9 protein-coding genes and 1 tRNA gene are annotated in these 19,296 nt (G+C 49.1%); 6 read left to right on the plus strand and 4 right to left on the minus strand.

What is annotated here, in order from left to right; genetic code table 11:
• Positions 1-8: 8 nt before the first annotated feature.
• The 4 genes from dnaG (at position 9) to NNX04_RS10300 (ending at position 6,745) form a co-directional block, all read left to right on the plus strand.
• Entirely contained in the window at positions 9-2,069 is a 2,061-nt protein-coding gene (gene dnaG, locus NNX04_RS10285) for a DNA primase (RefSeq protein ID WP_261948368.1), read from the plus strand.
• A 149-nt stretch (positions 2,070-2,218) separates the two neighbouring features.
• Complete coding sequence (rpoD, locus tag NNX04_RS10290) at positions 2,219-4,075, plus strand: RNA polymerase sigma factor RpoD (protein WP_151059111.1); 1,857 nt, start codon at positions 2,219-2,221, stop codon at positions 4,073-4,075.
• Between the two features lie 145 nt (positions 4,076-4,220).
• A tRNA-Ile gene (locus NNX04_RS10295) sits at positions 4,221-4,297 on the plus strand.
• Positions 4,298-4,603: 306 nt separating this feature from the next.
• Positions 4,604-6,745, plus strand: coding sequence for a hypothetical protein (locus tag NNX04_RS10300; RefSeq protein WP_261948369.1), 2,142 nt, complete (start codon positions 4,604-4,606; stop codon positions 6,743-6,745).
• Between the two features lie 25 nt (positions 6,746-6,770).
• On the opposite strand, the gene NNX04_RS10305 is transcribed toward NNX04_RS10300, so the two are convergent.
• Positions 6,771-7,973, minus strand: coding sequence for a PAS domain-containing protein (locus NNX04_RS10305; protein WP_261948370.1), 1,203 nt, complete (start codon positions 7,971-7,973; stop codon positions 6,771-6,773).
• A 167-nt stretch (positions 7,974-8,140) separates the two neighbouring features.
• Here NNX04_RS10305 and NNX04_RS10310 point away from each other — a divergent pair, with 167 nt between their 5' ends.
• Entirely contained in the window at positions 8,141-11,896 is a 3,756-nt protein-coding gene (locus NNX04_RS10310; protein ID WP_261948371.1) for a PAS domain S-box protein, read from the plus strand.
• A gap of 153 nt (positions 11,897-12,049) precedes the next feature.
• On the opposite strand, the gene NNX04_RS10315 is transcribed toward NNX04_RS10310, so the two are convergent.
• Positions 12,050-13,681, minus strand: coding sequence for an EAL domain-containing protein (locus NNX04_RS10315; RefSeq protein ID WP_157152615.1), 1,632 nt, complete (start codon positions 13,679-13,681; stop codon positions 12,050-12,052).
• Positions 13,678-16,593, minus strand: a complete 2,916-nt coding sequence (locus tag NNX04_RS10320; RefSeq protein WP_261948372.1) for a hybrid sensor histidine kinase/response regulator — start codon at positions 16,591-16,593, stop codon at positions 13,678-13,680. The genes NNX04_RS10315 and NNX04_RS10320 overlap by 4 nt, the downstream gene beginning before the upstream one ends.
• Before the next feature lie 237 nt (positions 16,594-16,830).
• On the opposite strand from NNX04_RS10320, the gene NNX04_RS10325 reads away from it, so the two are divergent.
• Entirely contained in the window at positions 16,831-17,670 is an 840-nt protein-coding gene (locus NNX04_RS10325) for an HDOD domain-containing protein (RefSeq protein WP_261948373.1), read from the plus strand.
• Between the two features lie 33 nt (positions 17,671-17,703).
• Here the strand turns inward: NNX04_RS10325 and NNX04_RS10330 are convergent, their stop codons facing one another.
• Positions 17,704-19,296 carry an aldehyde dehydrogenase (NADP(+)) gene (locus NNX04_RS10330; RefSeq protein ID WP_261948374.1) on the minus strand — a complete coding sequence of 531 codons (1,593 nt, stop codon included), beginning with the start codon at positions 19,294-19,296 and terminating at the stop codon, positions 17,704-17,706.

Below are 19,296 nucleotides of genomic sequence, written 5' to 3' on the forward strand. Positions count from 1 at the left end.
CACTCCTCATGGCCGGTTTAATCCCCCAGAGCTTTATCGATGACATGCTCGACCGCCTCGACATAGTCGATGTGGTCGACAGTCGCGTTAAACTCAAAAAAACCGGCAAAAACTACAGCGCCTGCTGTCCATTCCACGACGAAAAGACCCCCTCCTTTACCGTGAGCCCGGAAAAGCAGTTCTATTACTGTTTTGGCTGTGGCGCGAGCGGCAATGCACTGGGGTTTGTGATGGATTACGAGCGGCTCAGCTTCCCCGAAGCAGTTGAATCCCTTGCTCGCCTGACCGGACTGGAAGTTCCGCGCGAAGTCCAGACCGAAGCGCAAGCCAAACGCGAACAGGAAAAACGCAGCATTTATACCCTGCTGGAAAAGGCAGACGAATTCTACCAGCAGCAGCTGCGCCATCACCCCAGCAAACTTCAGGCAGTTAACTACCTCAAAAATCGCGGTCTGGATGGCAAAACCGCCAAAGCCTATGGCGTAGGTTTCGCTCCTCCCGGCTGGGACAACCTGCTCAAGGCCCTTGGTCAAAACGACGAAGACAAACACCTGCTGATTGAAGGTGGCATGCTGATTCATCAGGAACAGGAAAAGAAACTCTACGATCGTTTTCGCCACCGCATTATGTTCCCCATCCGCGATACCCGTGGGCGGGTGATCGGTTTTGGCGGGCGGGTACTGGGCGATGACAAGCCCAAATACCTGAACTCGCCCGAAACACCGGTGTTCCATAAAGGACAAGAATTGTATGGTCTTTACGAGGCGCGCCTGGCTTACCGCGAACTGCCGCGTTTGCTGGTGGTAGAGGGTTATATGGATGTGGTCAGCCTCGCCCAGTTTGGCATAGGCTACGGCGTCGCAACCCTCGGCACTGCCTGCGGACCGGATCATCTCGATCGCGCGTTTAAATACACCAACGAAGTCGTATTTTGTTTTGATGGCGACAAGGCTGGTCGCAGCGCGGCTCATCGCGCTCTGGAAGCCTCCATCGATACGATGATTGATGGGCGCACGGTAAAATTCCTATTTCTACCCGAAGGCGAAGACCCGGACACACTGGTGCGCCAAATCGGCCCGGAGAAATTCGAACGCATGATCGAACTGGCCGTGCCCTTTGAGGACTATTTATTCGACGCGATTGCGGAAGGCATCAATATCCGCACTATGGAAGGCCGCGCCACCTTCAGCAAACGTGCGGCACCACTACTGGATCGTCTTCCCAAAGGCGTTTTCCGCGAATTGATGTTTGAAAGCCTCGCCACCCGCACAGGGCTTAATCGCAACATCCTGCAAGAGCTGATTCAAGAACAGCAACAAAAAGGCGAGATGCAACCGCTATTTAGCGCACCACCTGCACCACAGAAACAGGAAGAAAGCATCCCCCACCTTGCAATGCCTAAAAGGATGGAGCCGGAGTGGGACCACCTACCGCCAGCACCATCAGAATACCCGGACGCAGAATATGGCGACTTCCCCCAGGAACTGCCACCAGCGGATTATCACGAATTCTACGAAGAGCCACGCCTGCGACGCGAGCCGGGTAACAAGCCGTATCAGCCTGATTTGCAAAGTCGCGCAAGCAGCAAGTACCTGATGCCCCCCGTCCGCAAAGCCTTGGCGCTACTGCTTACCCATCCAATCCTCGCCAGCTTGGAACCCAATCACGATGAATGGCTAGCGCAGGACGATGATCTTGACTGTCAAATGCTCGGGCGGCTCTTGAAAGTGCTTCATGAGCGCCCACATTACAACCTGTCACATCTGATTGGCTATTGGCGGGGCATTTATGGCGCTGAAAACACAGAGCGATTAGCCGCCGTTGCTGGCCATGATTTGTTGCAAGCCGCTAATGCCATATCGCAAACACGGCAAGACAAACCTGCCAAAGCCGACTACGACACCGAAGCCGCATTCACCCATGCGATGCAAAAGCTGCGACTCCAGCAAACACAAAAAAAAGCAGATGAATCCTTGGCTAAGTTGAAAAACACCAACTTTAATCAACTCAGCAAAGAGGAAAGAGAGGCGCTTGTGCGCGCTGCTCTGGATAAAAAGTTGCAACACTGAGCACAAAAGCCGGTCAAAGGTCGGCAAATTGACCCAAAACAGTCCGAAGAACATGGCCTCAATCATATGTCGCCTAGAATCCACACACGCAAGTGGAGTATAATTTCGGGCTTTGCATTTCACTCATCAGGTTTTAAATAGGGTTTCGAATGTCTGAAGACGTCCAACAGCAACAGTCCCGTATTAAAGAACTGATCGCCCGCGGTAAAGAGCAGGGTTATTTGACCTATGCCGAGGTAAACGATCACCTGCCGGAGGACATCTCTGATCCGGATCAGGTCGAAGACATCATTCAGATGATCAACGACATGGGTATCCGCGTGTACGAAACTGCACCCGACGCCGATACCCTGTTAATGACCGATGGTGACTCCGCCGCCGACGAGATAGCCGCCGCAGAAGCTGCTGCCGCTCTGGTTGCCGTGGAGACCGAAACCGGTCGCACCACCGATCCAGTGCGTATGTATATGCGCGAGATGGGCACTGTAGAGCTGCTCACCCGCGAAGGCGAAATTGTTATCGCCAAGCGTATTGAAGAAGGCGTGCGTGAGTTAATGCACGCCATCGCTTACTGGCCCGGCGCAGTACAACAAGTGTTGGACGAATACGCATTGGTTGCCAAAGAGGAGCGCCGCCTGGCCGACGTAATCATCGGCTGGCTGGATCCGGTAGAAGATATCCCCGCTGCCCTCGCCGAGGTAGAAGAAATACCTGTTGCTGCTGCAGGAGCCAAACCCGCCGCAGACGACGAAGAGGAAGAGGCAGCAACCGAAGATGAAGAGGAAGCCGTTTCAGGTGTAGACCCAGAAGAGGCACGTGCCCGCTTTGAAGAGCTGCAAAAACAGCACGACAAAACCACCAAGGCACTCGCCAAATATGGCTATGGCAGTAAACAAGCTGAAAAAGAACTGTCCGCACTGGGTGACCTGTTCAAATTCTTCAAACTTCCTGCGCGCCAATTTGAGCCTATTTATAGCAAGGCACGTGTAGCGCTGGATAGCGTGCGCAAACACGAGCGCCACATTATGGATCTGTGTACACGCAGAGCACAAATGCAGCGCAAAACCTTTATCAAAGAATTCCCCGGCAATGAAACCAACGAAGCTTGGCTACCCGACTTTCTAAAAGGCAAAGTCGAAGCGCCTGAGAAACTTGAGCGCGTACTGCCTGATGTGCAATCAGCACAACAGCAGTTGGCACAAATCGAAGCCGAGAGCGGCCTCAGTCTCGCCAGTATCAAAGACATCAACCGTCGCATGTCAATTGGTGAAGCGCGTGCTCGTCGCGCCAAAAAAGAAATGGTGGAAGCTAACCTGCGTCTGGTTATTTCTATCGCGAAAAAGTACACCAACCGCGGCCTGCAATTCCTCGATTTGATTCAGGAAGGCAATATTGGCCTGATGAAAGCAGTGGATAAATTTGAATACCGTCGCGGTTACAAATTCTCTACTTACGCTACCTGGTGGATTCGCCAGGCGATTACCCGTTCTATCGCGGATCAGGCGCGCACCATTCGTATTCCGGTGCACATGATTGAGACCATCAACAAACTCAACCGTGTATCGCGCCAAATGCTGCAGGAAATGGGCCGCGAACCAACGCCGGAAGAACTCGGCGAGCGCATGGAAATGCCCGAAGACAAAGTGCGCAAAGTACTGAAGATCGCCAAAGAGCCAATCTCCATGGAAACGCCAATCGGCGACGATGAAGATTCACATCTGGGCGATTTTATCGAAGACACTACCATTATTTCTCCGGTGGAGTCAGCGACAATGGAAGGCTTGATGGAAGCCACCCGTGAAGTATTAGCAGGCCTCACCGCACGCGAAGCGAAAGTACTGCGTATGCGTTTTGGTATCGACATGCACACCGACCACACCTTGGAAGAAGTGGGCAAACAATTTGATGTGACGCGCGAGCGTATCCGTCAAATCGAAGCCAAAGCGCTGCGCAAACTGCGCCACCCTTCACGCTCCGACCACCTGCGCAGCTTCCTGGACGATTAATTGTCTAAATGCTGCACAAAATAAAACCCGCCTCGGCGGGTTTTATTTTTTAGGCAATACAATAAGTTACGAACTATAGCCACACGCAAAACTTGTCTCTATAATGCGCTTCCCTGCCGTCTGGCAGTTATGCAATTCCTCTTTGGGGCCTATAGCTCAGTTGGTTAGAGCATCCGACTCATAATCGGCAGGTCGCTGGTTCAAGTCCAGCTGGGCCCACCATTTCCGGTGAGCATCTATATATTGATGCTCTTGCCAAGTTAAATCTGGTAATTAGTTAGATACCTTGCCAGAGGCTCGCTAGTTGGCAGCGCCTAAATCATATCGACTCTCCCACACACTCTACTCACCTCAATACCCAAGCTTAACCCGACTCCGTCTTCATTTAAAAACGCTTCCGAAGTGCTGTGCACAGGCTCCCGATCGCGCACCTATGCACGACTCTTTGCTCTGAGCACGCCACTAAATCGCAACCAGCTTTTCCCGAGGTCACGACTATACTGAGACCAAAGAAAGGAGATATAGCTAATGTCAGTGCCGGGTAGCCTTCCATTAATTCTGGGTGAAGTGATTTTTTTGCTGCTGGTGTGCTGCACTTTTTTAATCTTTATAACAATAAGACTAAAAAAAGAACGCGACACTCTTGAAGAGGAATATAAAGAGTTACGCAAAAGAACACGACATATCCTTAGCGAACTTAATTTTGCTGATAACAACGCAATTCCAGAAAAATTGCATGGCGATACTGTAGGTATTTTCCTGCATAGCATCGCGCAATATTCTATTGAGCGATTCAAAAAAATAGTTCCTGGCGGCATACCTACCTTGTCGCCTGACACCCCATTTAGCGCCAAAATTGCAGCCCTACGCTACTTGGTGGCGATGGCCGAGGCGGAAAATCGCACCAAACAAAATAGCCCGGAAAACTGGTTGGTCCTGGAAAAAAAACTGGCAGACATAGTGCGCTGGGTGCGCAACATGCCAAAACAGCAAAACCTCAGTGGCGGCCGCATTAAACAACTGCAGGAAAAAATTGATAGTTTAAAAAAACAAGAGGTAGAAAACTCCCGTCTGAAACGCCAATTGACACTGGCGCGACAAAAAAGTGAATCGCTAACCGAGCAAAATAAAAACCAGCGCGATAGCATTCGCAAGCTACAAACCATGATCAATGCGTTTCAGCGTGCATTCCCTACTAGCAGTATCGCGGCCACATTGGATTCCGATGAGAAAGAAAGCTCTGCCTATCAACGCCACGAACGGGCAACACATGCCTACGAAGGAAGTATTTTTCAAATAGCAAACATCAACGATATCAGCCAAAGAAAGCAGGGATTACTGAATCAACTAACAGGCAATCTGAATAATTCGTTTACTCACCTGAAGAGAGGAGAAAAAGAAAAATTTGAGGAAAAAGTTAAAGCCCTCGAAATTGACATACTCAAATCTGATCACCACATCACTAATTTACAAAAAGAACTGAAAAGTGCGCGCGACAACATCCAACAGTTCAAACAAATGGAACAAGATGCAGCCCTTTACCCCACCACTCACAAAGAAATAACCGATCAATCCACTACTGATCAACCCGGTGCTGAACCATCCAGCACTGAAACAGGCAGTGAAGATGAGGTGCTCTCTTGGGTAGAGGATGGTGGGCCGCAGCGCTCGCTAGAGGAAATCGAAAAACTGCGCAGCAATAATCAAAATCAACGCAAGTTAATTCTAGAACTCAATTCAGAAATTAGTTTGCTGCGTGAGTCCATGCTGAACACAGAGGATGAAACCTTAAAAGCCGAGAAAGGGCAGGAAATTGTAAAACTGGAACGACTGGTCAAAGAGTGTGAGTACTGCATAGAAACACTTGAGAGTGAAGTAGAATTATTGCGCGACCAGATGACCGATGAGCATGAAAAACTGCAGCACCCGGATATTGAACGACTCAATCGCGATATTGAGCACATGTCGTCCCAACTGCATCAAACCATCGAGCAATATTCACAGGCCAGCATAGTGAATAAATTTGCCACCCAATTGCTGGACTGCAACAACATCGAATCCATCGCGCAATTATTGGCCTCAACATTAAAATCCATGAATATTGCTTATGGTTTCTATTTGGATAGTGAACTGGACAAAATCGAACACTACTCGGATGGAAAAACCTCGCCACAAGAACAAAAGTCTTTAAAGATCCAGGATAGCAATAGCGCGATTGGCTACACCAATGAAGGCATACTGTTTTTTCGCCCGCATGTCCGCGTGATTATCCGCAACCCACCGGATGAAGATGAAGCACAAGCCTTGATGGAGACAACACTGGATACGCTAGTGCAGTTACTCAACTCAACGATTGGTCATTTGGATTCGCAGATAAAATTGTCCAGACACGATTCTGCAATGAGTTCTGCGCTACACAAAATCAGTTCTACCCTTGCGCAGATCAAGGTCAGGCATCACGCTCAATCCAACGATGCCAAAGGCATTATTATTGATTTTACGCGTGAAGTAGAAGCCTCGGTTAAACTCATGAATCCATCGCCTGCAGTCAAATCCGTATTTGATAATGCCATCAGCGAGTGTTATCAACGCATGGATTTAATGCTGAGCGAAAGCAAAACAATTGATAAATACACCCAGGATATTATTGCGCTGCTGGAGAAAAAATAATTGCGCCATTGAGAAAGTTCGAGGTCTATGAGGACTTCAAACTCTGCAGCAGGCGATCTACGATTAGTTGATGCTCGCGTTCAAGCATTTTATGTTCGTGAATATCCACCGTGCCACCGTACCATTTAGTGATAATACCCTGTTCGTTGCGAACAGGCTGGGCGCGGGTTAAATGCCAGCGATATTCGCCATCCTTCCGACGAATTCTAAATTCAATAACATAATCCATACCGGTATCAACTGACTCACTCCAGTAAGCCTCGGCGCGATCATAATCATCCGGATGCAAAATACTTAACCAGCGACCGGGCTGTACTAACTCCTCTACGGCAAGCCCACTGTAATCACTGAGCGCTCGGTTGACATAATCCACCACCCCATTGGCTTGCGCACTCCACACAGCAATTGGCATAGCATCGGCGAGGTTGGAAAATTTTTCATGGCTGAGTTTAATTAAATTTTCCACTTGTTTGCGCTGGCTAATATCCTGAATAGCGCCTTGTATACGAATAACTTTATCTTGCTGATCGCGCAGTGCCGTTCCCATAATTCGTACCCATAACACCTCGCGGTCACTGGTTAGTAGCTGCACCTCATCATCAAATGCGATGCCTTGCTCCATGCAATCGCGCACCAATTTGCGCACATGTTCGCGATAATCCGGATGATAAAAATTAAGTGCTTCTTCAACGCTGGGATGATAGCCGGGCGGCAGGTGATGCATGTTCGCCACTTCATCTGTCCAGCTCACCTGCCCCTCCGGCACAGTGACTGTCCAGCCACCCAAGTGACCAACTTGGCTCGCGATTCGCAATAAATGGTGCTGCTCTGACAAGCGCTGCTGGGTAGCCATTAATTTTTCTGTCGCGCTATTCAAACGCTGCACATTAATTAGCAACCACAGCGATAACCCGGTGGTAAATACAATTAATAAAATCGATAACACGCGATTGGCAAATACAGTGTTTATTGTCGGGATATCTGGCGCGTCGGGCGACATTAGCATCCCGATCAAAGTGAATAAAATTGCACATAAAGCAACACCCAACACGAGTGCCCTGCTACCGCTAACCAGCGCCAATAAAATAAGCGGGCTGTACAACATGCCGTGGCCAAACCCCAAAGGCGTAAACCAATCGGTAATAAAAACAGCAACCAAACCCACAACACTTGCCCAGCCACACAAGGTGCGCGACACAAATGGGAATGGTGAAAATGGGTCTGTCATAGTGAACCTCGCACACGCGCTTAATCCATCATTGCCGCAGGATAAAACCAACCCGCTGGCACCAGGCTCGCAATTGTCTCGTCAATTATCAAGGCTGAGCTAAACTCCTACTTTATGCTAGCTATTTATTGCGCATCTAACGAAAAAAATTGCAAGGCAAGTAACCTATGGGTGAACTCAAGTACTCCCCTCCCAGATCGACTCACTCCCGCCTGTGGGTGTGGGTATTGTCCTCCAGCGCCTTGTTTTTATGCATGCTACTTGCTGCATTTCACGTCTATCACAGGCAGCAAATTAAACTGTCACACAAGTTTTCAAACACTGCACCTATGCCCGGCGATAGCGATTTATCCTTTTATATGGCGCTGATTGTGGTATTTGCCTTGTTGGTTATCATTTTTGTCATGACATGGCTGTTTGAATTATCGCGTGTGCGCAATGGAAGGTCACTCGCAGAGCGCGAAACATATTTCAGGGAATTAGCTGAAACGATTAGTGAAGTGTTTTGGTTAACCGATGTAGAGAAAAACAAAATGCTCTACATTTCTCCCGGCTATGAACGTATTTGGGGGCGCCCATGCGATTCACTGTACGACAACCCGGCGACATGGCTGGACCCCATTCACCCTGAAGATAGAGCTGGATTATTACAGGCACTGTCCGATCAAGCGCGCGGAAATTATCACCGCGAATATCGCATTATTCGCCCTGATGGCAATATTCGCTGGATAGAAGACCGGGCTTTTCCCATTCGCGATGAACAAGGCAAGGTCTATCGCATCGCCGGTCTCGCCACAGATATTACCCACCGCAAACACATTGAGCAGCGCTTGCGCCAACAAGAAAGCCAACTGCGCCAGGCCGCACGCATTGCCCGCCTTGGCAGCTGGTCTTTGGATGTTCGCACCAATAAAGTTAGTTTGGATGATGAGGTGTGTAAAATTTTGGAGCTGCCACCCCACTCCACCATGCCGCTCCTGAAAGGTCTGGACATGTACCCGCCGCGCTGGCGTAAAGTGATTGTAGAGGCAATCAATCGCTGCCTTGATGCCGGTATTCCTTACGATGAAGAATTGCAAATTATCACTGCTGGTGGGCGCTATTTATGGATACGCACTCAGGGCGAAGCCATGCGCGATCAGCAGGGAAAAATAATTCGTCTTGAAGGATCCTTTCAAGATATCACCGAACAAAAACATGCGGCCACCTTGCTCGCCCAAGGCGGTCAGCGCTTACAACAACTTGCCAATGCACTGCCCATTATTATTTGGTCGGCAACATCCGACGGTACGATTGATTATGTTAACAATCGCTTCAGCGAATACACCGGAGTTGATCAGGCGCGTATAACCAATCAGAGTGACTGGCTGCAAGTCGTTCATCATGACGATCAATTACTCGCGGGTAATGCATGGCAAAACGCCACCCGGCATAATGATCTCTATCTCACGGAGTTCAGGTTGCGCCAGGCAGATGGAATATATCGCTGGCACCTTGCCCGAGCGGTTCCTGTGTTTAATGCACAGCATGAAGTGGTGCGCTGGTACGGCAGCGCCATTGACATTCACGACACCAAAACCAATGAAGAAAGAGCACAGACGCTTGCTGACCGATTGTCGGTCACGCTGGAAAGTATTACCGACGCATTTATCACTATGGATACCGACTGGAATTTTACTTATATCAATCAGGAAGCTGAGCAGCTTTTGCACCGCACTCGCTCAGAGCTGTTGGGCAAAACTATGTGGCGAGAATTTCCACAAACACTCAATAGTGATTTTGAATTTCACTATAAAAAAGCCGTAGCCACGGGCGAGAAAACTACCTTTGAAGCATTTTATGCGCCGCTCGGGCGATGGTTCATTGTAAATGCCTACCCCTCCTCCGAAGGGCTTGCTGTCTATTTTCAGGATATAACCTCGCGGCGCGAAAACGAACAGCAATTGCGCCTGATGGAAGCCTGTATCGCGCACATGAACGACATGGTCATTATTACTAATGCCGCGCAAAATGAAGAAGCAGGGCCAGAAATTTTATTTGTAAACCCGGCATTCGAAAAATTAATGGGCTATAGCTTAAATGAAGTGATGCACAAAAACCCACGGTTTCTGCGCGGCAATAGCGCCCAGCAAAGTGAATTGGATAAAGTCCGCCATGCGTTAAAAAATTATCACGCGGTGCGCGCCGAATTAACAAACAGCACCAAGTCCGGCGTGCAAGTAGAAGTTGAAATGGACTTGGTACCCATTGCCGACAGCCAGGGCACCTTTACCCATTGGATTGCGGTTGAGCGCAATATTACCGAGCGCAAACGTATTGCTGAACTGGAACAAGCCCACCAATTGGCGGAACTGGCTAGCAAAGCAAAATCCAATTTCCTGGCCACCATGAGCCATGAGATACGCACACCCATTAATGGTGTTATCGGCATGGTCGATGTTTTACAACAAACCCAGCTGCGCGCATACCAAACCGAAATGGTGGATATTATTCGCGACTCCGCTATGTCGCTGCTCAATATCATTGAAGACATTCTGGATTTTTCCAAAATAGAAGCTGGCCGTCTTGAATTGGAATCCCTGCCCTTTTCACCCGGCACCACACTCAAAAAAATAGTGCAGCTCATGGAGCCAGCCGCCGCTTATTCCAACGTAAAACTCAGTATTAATACCGACAATAATTTACCCGAACTACTGCGCGGTGATGAACAGCGGCTCAGGCAAATTCTGCTCAACTTAATTAGCAATGCGATTAAATTTTCCAGCAAACGAAAACCACAAGGTATGGTTAACATCAGCATCCTACTCATTGAAAAAACACTAACCGACGCAGAATTTGAAATAGCAGTAAAAGATAATGGGATTGGATTAAACAAAGAAAGCCAGGCGCGACTATTTAAACCTTTTGTGCAGGCAGATGCATCTACGAATCGCCATTTTGGCGGCACGGGCCTTGGCCTGAGCATTACTCACGGTTTGATCCAACTAATGCACGGCAGTGTACGCCTGCTAAGCGAGCCGGATCAGGGCGCTGAATTTATTGTACGTTTGCGCTTGCCCATAGAAAATAAAGCGCAGGCGGCGCTATCGCTTAAAACACCCGAGGCAATACCAGAACAAGGAGTTACCCCGCGCGATAAAACAAATCCGATACTGGTAGTGGAGGACAACTCCACCAATCAAAAAGTTATTGTCTATCAACTGGAATTACTTGGCTACCACACAGACATAGCGTCCAATGGCGCAGAAGCATTAGAAAAATGGCGCACCAAAGCTTACGCATTAATTTTGACAGATCTGCATATGCCTGAACTGGATGGCTATGAATTAGTAACCAAAATTCGCGCTGAAGAAGCCCTGAAAAATAGCCGCATTCCAATTATTGCACTAACCGCGAATGCCCTGCGCGGCGAAGCGGAACGTTGCCTGGCACAGGGCATGGATGACTACCTGACCAAACCCATTACCCTCAATGCGCTTTCCAGGAGCTTGGCAAAATGCCTGCATAGCGACACGCAAGTTTTAGATGTGGGCACTAATACAGAAAGCCAACAACCGGCGGATGGGATTATAAACCTGCAAATTCTGGCAAACTTAATTGGTGATGACCCAACAATACTCAACGAATTCCTGCGAGACTTTTTAACCAGCGCAACGCAACTCGCGCAGAAGATCAATGCCGCTTACGCACAACAAAACTGGCTACAGCTCAGCACCCATGCCCACACCTTAAAATCATCCGCGCGCACCGTAGGTGCATTAACCCTGGGCGATATTTGCAACACGATTGAACATCACGCAAAACAACAAACAGGAGATTCACTCGCACAAGCATTTGAATTATTTACCCCTGAGTTTGAGGCGGTGGTTGCGTTTTTAACGCAACACCTGGCGGCGAATAACAACGCTCAAGCTGCTGATTAATTTTTTGTGGATACCTGCGTTCGCAGGTATGACGGAGAGAGTATTTACCGCGGGCGTGACGGAATGAGTATCTACTGCGGGCATAACAAGCAGGACATTTTCTGCTGCTATGAAGAACAAGCGCGGCTTAAACGCGCTGAGCATCTGCCTCTTTTAATGAGGCAGGACAGACGACACTTTAGCGACCAGTGTTTTGCGGTCAAAGGGTTTTGCGATAAAACCCGAGGCGCCGGTTTTCATACTCTGCACAACTATGTCTTTCTGATTGGATCCAGACAACATAATTACCGGGGTATTTTTAAAAACTGCAGTAGAGCGTAAACGCTTGAGAATTTCCAAACCACTCATCCCGGGCAATTCGATATCAATTAAAATTAATGCGGGACGCAAGGTTCTTAATAGCGACAAAGCTTCCGCACTGGTTGCGGCAGTCACTACCGAAAACCCCTCCTCCATTAGTATTTTGCTTTGAATACGCCGCTGAAAATCATGGTCTTCAATAACTAATACCGTGCCCTGTTTACTGGCTTTTACCGTCAGGGTTGCCGCATTGGCCTCGGGCAATAACTCGCGCCGCACCCGCTCCCCCCACAGTGTTAACCACTTGGGCAGCGCATCACCCGCCATGGGTTTGGAAATAAAATAACCCTGGGCATAATCACATTGCGCCGAGCGCACAAATTCCCAATCTTTTTCTGATTCAATGCCTTCAGCAACGACTTTCATCGACAGCCGTTTGGCGAGGTTCAAACTGGTTTCAAACATCACCCGAATCCGCTGATCAGCCCAGGCACCGGTGACAAAACTTTTATCTATTTTAAATTCATCAAACGGAATATCGCGCAGCTGCGCCAGTGATGAATGGCCGGTGCCAAAATCATCAATCGATAATACAAACCGTTTCAAACGCAAACGCGCGAGGGTATCCAACGTAATCATCGGGTCTTTCATCGCGCGGCTTTCAGTGATCTCCAGAGTGATATCTTTGGTGAGTAAACCGGCATCGGCCATAATTTTTGAAAAATTATCGGCAAACTCCAGTGACGCCAAATTTTCCATAGACACATTGATCGCCATAGGAATATGCAGTGACAGCGCCTGCCATTTTTTATGCTGCGCCAACGCCTCGGTCAACACTACGCTCGCTAACTGATCGATAAGGTTATTGTCCTCGGCGACGGGAATAAATTGATCCGGCCCCACCAAACCATCGGTGGGGTGATTCCAGCGCACCAGCACTTCCACGCAGCTCACCTTGCCGGTTTTTAGCGACACTATAGGCTGATAGGTATTAAACAACTGGCCACCATTAATTGCAGCCGCCAGGGATTCCGCCGAGTAGTTTTTTAAGCTTGAGGGTATAAATGTAGTTTGCGCACCTAATTGTTTTAACAGCGGTATTATGGCCTCCTGGGTTACGGGTTTTTGCAGATGCCCAAGAATACCAATGTGTCGGGCGGCAATTAATTTTTCTGCACTGATTAGCATTCTTTCATCCTCACCGCTAATCAGAATAATACTGCCTTTAAACGATTCAGAATCCAACTGGCGAACAAATTGAATACCATCCATCTCCGGCATATTTAAATCGAGTAATATCAAATCGATTGGCATTGGTGTTTGTCTCAGCGCATCAAGCCCGCCTTGGGCAGTATCACAACAGGTGACATTGGCAATACCGTTGACATGCAGGATGCGCTGCATAATTTTCAGCATGAATGCATCATCATCAATCACCAGGGTGTTGATATTGGCGAGATCTACCACACTAGCTTCTTGGTTCATTTTGTTTTGGATGCACTGCACCCACTCCATTCGTCCACAAATATTCTATTGATTAACATCAGCACCTGCTCAAATTCCTGCTCAAAGGCAGCATAGGCAGTGGCCAACTCGATGAACTGTTGTTGATTACATTTGTGCTCAATACATTCGCAAATTTTGCCCAGCTGTAATGCACCCACCGCGCGCGACGAAGATTTAAATTTATGTGCACTACTGGCCAGTGCACTGATATCGGAGATGCGAAAACTGGTGGCCATTTCTCCTCGCAGCTGTATGGCCGTTTTTAAATAATCCGCTAAAAACTCCATCACCACCTGCTCATCTGCACCAATTAATTCACGCAATACATTAATATCCAAATGTATATCCTTAACAACCGGAGAAGCGGAGCTGGTCTGCGCATCTGCAGCGGTGGAAATAGCAACATTTGGTTCAGCAGAAAAATAGCGGTCGAGCATATTTTTTAAATCGTGCAGCAGCGCCGGTTTCACCAAATATTCATTGGCACCAAGCTGTTTGCATTTATCCACCTCTTCCCGCAGGGCATTGGCACTCAAGGCAATAATGGGAATTTTATTGAAGGCGCGATGCGCCGCGCGCACCTTGGCAATCAAACGGTAACCGTCCATGACCGGCATATGTATATCGGTTATCAAGAGTGCATAGCGCTCAGCAGTAAGCCGATCAAAAGCCTCTTCGCCATTGCTCACCACATCCACCGCGTAGCCGAGCAAGGCCAATTGCCGGGTAATCACTTTTTGATTGGTTTCATTGTCTTCCGCCAAGAGCAATAAACGGTTCTGCGCAAGTGCATCGCTGCGGGCGGGTGGCATAAAATCCTGTTCGTGATAACCGCGTGTCAGGGGCTTAGCGATTGTGATATGCCCCAAGGCGATATTGATTGCCTCAAAAAAACGGCTGCGCCCAAGACAATTGCCATCGATAAAACAATTGCCCTGTTCATCGCTGCGCAGTTCGCGTCGCTGTCCGCGCCCAATCACCAAACAATGCACACGCGGATTGGCAGGGTGCTTATTAATTGCCGCCAGCGCCGGTGAAGACTCAGGAATTTCACCGCACTCATCAATTAATACCAGCCACTCATACTGCGCGTAGTGATGGCGCAACTCGTGCCATTCAATCAGTTCCACCGCGGCCACCGGTATAACCACCGCACCGGATGTGGATAAATATTGCCCCCATATAGCAGACAAGCCGGATAGGTCACCCACCACAATGCACAGCAACAAACTAAAATTCGGATTGTTCGCGGGTGTTACACCGGTTGCTGCATTCACTAAAAAAGGAATACGCACCCTGAATACAGAACCTATGTTCAAGCGGCTTTCCACCACAATTTCGCCCTGCATTAATTCAACCAGGTGGCGCGTAATTGTCAGCCCTAAACCGGTGCCGCCGTAATGGCGGGTAGTGGATGCATCGGCCTGCATAAAGGGGCTAAATAATCGCCCCAGTGTTTGCTCCGACATACCAATACCGTTATCGCTAATTGCAAATTCAATAACCATCTCGCCCGCATTTTTTGCGTGCACACTTACACTTAACCTCACTTTGCCAAAAGGTTCCGCGCCGGAAGAAAACTTGATTGCGTTATTCACCAAATTAATCAGTATTTGGCGCAACCGCAATTCGTCGCCCACCAGCGTTTCTGGCAGGTTGGAATCAATAAAAAGCGATAGCTCGACATTTTTATCCAGCGCCATGCGATCCAGTAGCGAGCACACTTTTTCAATACTGTGCTCCAATGAAAAGGGCACCGCTTCCAGTTCTAAACGGCCGGATTCTATTTTGGAAAAATCCAGAATGTCATCAATAATGCTCAATAGTGAATTCGCAGAATCGCGAATAATATCCACCATTTCAATTTGATAACCTTTCAAACTGGTTTGATGTAAAACATCCACCATGCCGATTACGCCGCTGATGGGCGTGCGAATTTCATGGCTCATGGTCGCTAAAAAACTGGACTTGGCTTGATTGGCTAATTCCGCTACTTGTTGTGCGTGTTTAATAGCATCTAATTGTTTTAACTCTTGCTCTGCTTGTTTTGCCTGGGTAATGTCATCCACCACCCCGACAAAAGCCAGTGGTTGTTCCTGCGCATCGCGCAACATGGACACCTGCGCTCTAATCCAAATAACACCGCGTGATTTGGTGAGGCTGCGACACTCCAAGGTAAAGCGCGACACTTCATTTTTATAGAGCGCTTTCAGCCTGGCCTGCATAGCAGGATAATCCTCAGGCAATACAATATCCGCCAAGGTAGTGCGCGACATTTCCGCTGGGGCATAACCAAACAGATTGCAATAGTAAGGATTGGAAAGTAAATATTTTCCATCCAGCGTTGATACCGCAATACCGGTGGCGGCAGCAGAAATAATATCTTTTACCCGATTATGCGCCGCCTGTTCAGAGGCCAATCGCTCGCGCCGCGCATTTAAATTATGCATTGCCTGATGTGCCAACAGACATAGCGCCTTAACGGTTTCTTCAGCGAGTGTACGCGGCACCTGATCGATAACCGCAAGAGTGCCAATTGCAAAACCTTCGGGTGAAATCAGCGGAATGCCCAGATAAAATCGTATGCGCGGATCATTTATCACCAGCGGGTTGCTGGCAAAGCGCGAATCTTTCGCTGCATCTTCCACCACAAAAGGCGTGACGTATTGAATTGCGTGGTTACAAAATGCAATTTCGCGCGGTGTTTCACGCACATCCAAACCATAAATCGATTTAAACCATTGCCGGGTTTCATCCACCAGCGTGAGCACGGCAATTGGCGTTTTACAGATGTGTGCAGCTAACCAGGTCAGCTGATCAAAATCAGCTTCGGGAACCGTATCGAGAATGTCATAAGAATGCAGGCTTCGGAGGCGATGAAATTCATCCATTAGTGGCAACTCTTAATAAAGCCAAGTGAACTGATACTAGCACAGGCCAGTGAGATAGCTTTGCTTAGGCCGAAATATCAAGAGCTATGCAATTTATATAACCGCGAATTTAAAAAATACGAATCGAATGCAGGAAATTATTAATTGATGCGCCAAATAGTGCGCTCAGTTGCCCAGCTTCATTCCTCACCTATACTGAGAAAAATAAAAGTTGCAGCTAGCTGCCGGGAAAAGTTGATGGATAATATTGCCGATAGAGTCAGTGAAAATATCATCACCGCCATTAAATGTGATCAACTGGTGTTACCTACACTGCCGGAAGTGGCGCTACGCGTGCGCGAAGTGGCCGATGACCCGACGGCGGATATTGAGAGTTTGGCGAGTGTGATTAGCTGCGATCCGGCGCTGAGTGCGCGCTTGATTCGGGTTGCCAACAGCCCCTTACTGCGCGCCGGGCGACCAGTCGATAATTTAAATAATGCACTGATGCGCTTGGGCATTGAATACGCGTGCAATATTGCCACCAGCCTCGCGATGGAACAGATGTTCCAATCCACCTCGGACATTATTGATATGCGCATGCGCGATGTGTGGTTTAGCTCCAGCGAAGTGGCGGCTGTCAGTCACGTGCTGTGCAAACACTACACCAAGCTGCGCCCGGATCAGGCAACACTAGCCGGCATTATCCATAAAATTGGTGTGCTACCTATTTTGAGCTATGCAGAAGAAAATCCAACGCTGTTAAATGACAGCATCACGCTGGATAAAGTGATAGAAAAAATTCACGGGCCGATTGGTAGCCTGATTTTAAAAACCTGGGGCTTTAATAAAAACCTGGCGAGCATTCCAGAAGATCACTTGAAATTTTATGCGCAGAAATCGCAACCCGACTACGCCGATTTAGTGACAGTAGCCGTATTGCAGTGCGATTTTTTTAGAGACAACAGAATTTCTGCGTTGGATTTTTCCAGCATTCCCGCGTTTGATCGTTTGGGGTTGGACCCGAATATTGATATTGGCGAATCCAAAGTCCTCGCCGCTGAATTGGAAGCGGCGGTGGATCTGTTGCGCACTTAATTCAGAAAAGAGTTGAAGCAACGCGCACCACAATCAGTGCGCGCTTTTTCCATCCACCAAACGGGTTAATTGCAGCGGATTATTGTCTTGCAGTTCCGGGGGCAACAACGCCGCTGGCAAATCCTGATAACACACCGGGCGTAAAAAACGCTCCAGTGCCGCAGAACCTACGGAGGTGGCGCGCACATCCGTAGTGGCAGGCCAGGGGCCGCCGTGTACCATCGCATGACAGACTTCCACACCCGTCGGCCAACCATTGGCGAGAATACGCCCGGCTTTGCGCTCAAGCAGCGGCAAGAGTTTACGCGCGAAAGGTAAATCGGCGTCTGCCAACTGCAGGGTCGCGGTTAACTGCCCATCCAAATGACTCAATACACTAATCAGTTCTTGTTCATCGCGACAGCGCACCAACAGCGAGGCCGCGCCAAACATTTCTTCATGCAAATTGGCGTTGGTTAAAAAAATCTCCGCACGGGTTGCATAAAGCGCCGCACGGCAAGTATTGGGGGCAGAAGAGCTTTGGCCCCGTGCCAAGGTTTGCACTTGTTTGCTGCCGGCGATGCAGGCAGTGCTGTGCTCGTAGGCATTGTGAATGCCGGGGCTGAGCATAGTCTGGGCAACAGAGTCTTGCAGTGCCGCACTCGCTGCGGCAATAAAACTGTCCAATGCAGGGCTATCCAGCGCCAACAATAAACCAGGGTTAGTGCAAAATTGCCCCGCGCCCATGGTGAGTGATGCGACAAACTGGCGCCCCAATTCATCGCCCTTTTCACTCAGGGCGCCCGGCAATAACACCACGGGATTGAGTGCACTTAATTCACCGTAAAACGGAATGGGTTGCGGCCGCGACTGGGCGATACGCATCAGCGCAATACCACCCGCGCGCGACCCGGTAAAACCGACGGCCTGAACCAGTGGATGTGCCACCAGCGCAGCGCCCACTTCGGCACCGGCACCAAAAATGAGCGAGAACACACCCTCGGGCAAATCGCATTCAGCGACAGCTTTTTGAATCGCATGCCCTACCAATTCTGAAGTACCCGGGTGCGCCGAATGGCCTTTTACAATCACCGGGCAACCCGCAGCCAAAGCGGAAGCGGTATCGCCACCGGCCACTGAAAACGCCAATGGAAAATTACTTGCACCAAATACCGCAACAGGCCCGAGCGGAATACGACGCTGGCGCAAATCGGCACGCGGTAGCGGTTTACGCTCCGGCTGGCGCGGGTCGATACGCGGCTGATTTTGTTCACCCGCTTGAATGGTCGCGGCAAACAAACGCAATTGATTACAAGTGCGCCCGCGCTCCCCTTCCAAACGCGCTTTGGGCAAACCCGTCTCGGCCATGGCGCGCTCAATTAACTGATCACCAATCGCTTCGATATTGCGCGCAATAGTTTCCAGAAAATTCGCGCGTACCGTTGGCAGGGTAGCGCGATAGCTATCAAACGCCTGCTCCGCCAACTGACAGGCACGCGCCACATCATCCGCACTACCTAAATGATAAGCCGGCTGGAGCTGTTCACCGGTTGCGGGGTTAATGGCGTACAAGGTGCCTTTGCTACCCGCCACTTGTTGCGCGCCGATTAACAAATTTCCTGTTAACAATTGTCCGCTTGATTTCAT

It is taken from the genome of Cellvibrio sp. QJXJ (genome assembly GCF_024452345.1).
In the GTDB taxonomy this organism is placed as follows: domain Bacteria; phylum Pseudomonadota; class Gammaproteobacteria; order Pseudomonadales; family Cellvibrionaceae; genus Cellvibrio.

Coding starts and splice junctions, on each gene's coding strand:
- dnaG (WP_261948368.1), top strand. CDS start 9: ATGGCCGGTTTAATCCCCCAGAGCTTTATCGATGACATGCTCGACCGC.
- rpoD (WP_151059111.1), top strand. CDS start 2,219: ATGTCTGAAGACGTCCAACAGCAACAGTCCCGTATTAAAGAACTGATC.
- NNX04_RS10300 (WP_261948369.1), top strand. CDS start 4,604: ATGTCAGTGCCGGGTAGCCTTCCATTAATTCTGGGTGAAGTGATTTTT.
- NNX04_RS10305 (WP_261948370.1), bottom strand. CDS start 7,973: ATGACAGACCCATTTTCACCATTCCCATTTGTGTCGCGCACCTTGTGT.
- NNX04_RS10310 (WP_261948371.1), top strand. CDS start 8,141: ATGGGTGAACTCAAGTACTCCCCTCCCAGATCGACTCACTCCCGCCTG.
- NNX04_RS10315 (WP_157152615.1), bottom strand. CDS start 13,681: ATGAACCAAGAAGCTAGTGTGGTAGATCTCGCCAATATCAACACCCTG.
- NNX04_RS10320 (WP_261948372.1), bottom strand. CDS start 16,593: ATGGATGAATTTCATCGCCTCCGAAGCCTGCATTCTTATGACATTCTC.
- NNX04_RS10325 (WP_261948373.1), top strand. CDS start 16,831: ATGGATAATATTGCCGATAGAGTCAGTGAAAATATCATCACCGCCATT.
- NNX04_RS10330 (WP_261948374.1), bottom strand. CDS start 19,296: ATGAAATCAAGCGGACAATTGTTAACAGGAAATTTGTTAATCGGCGCG.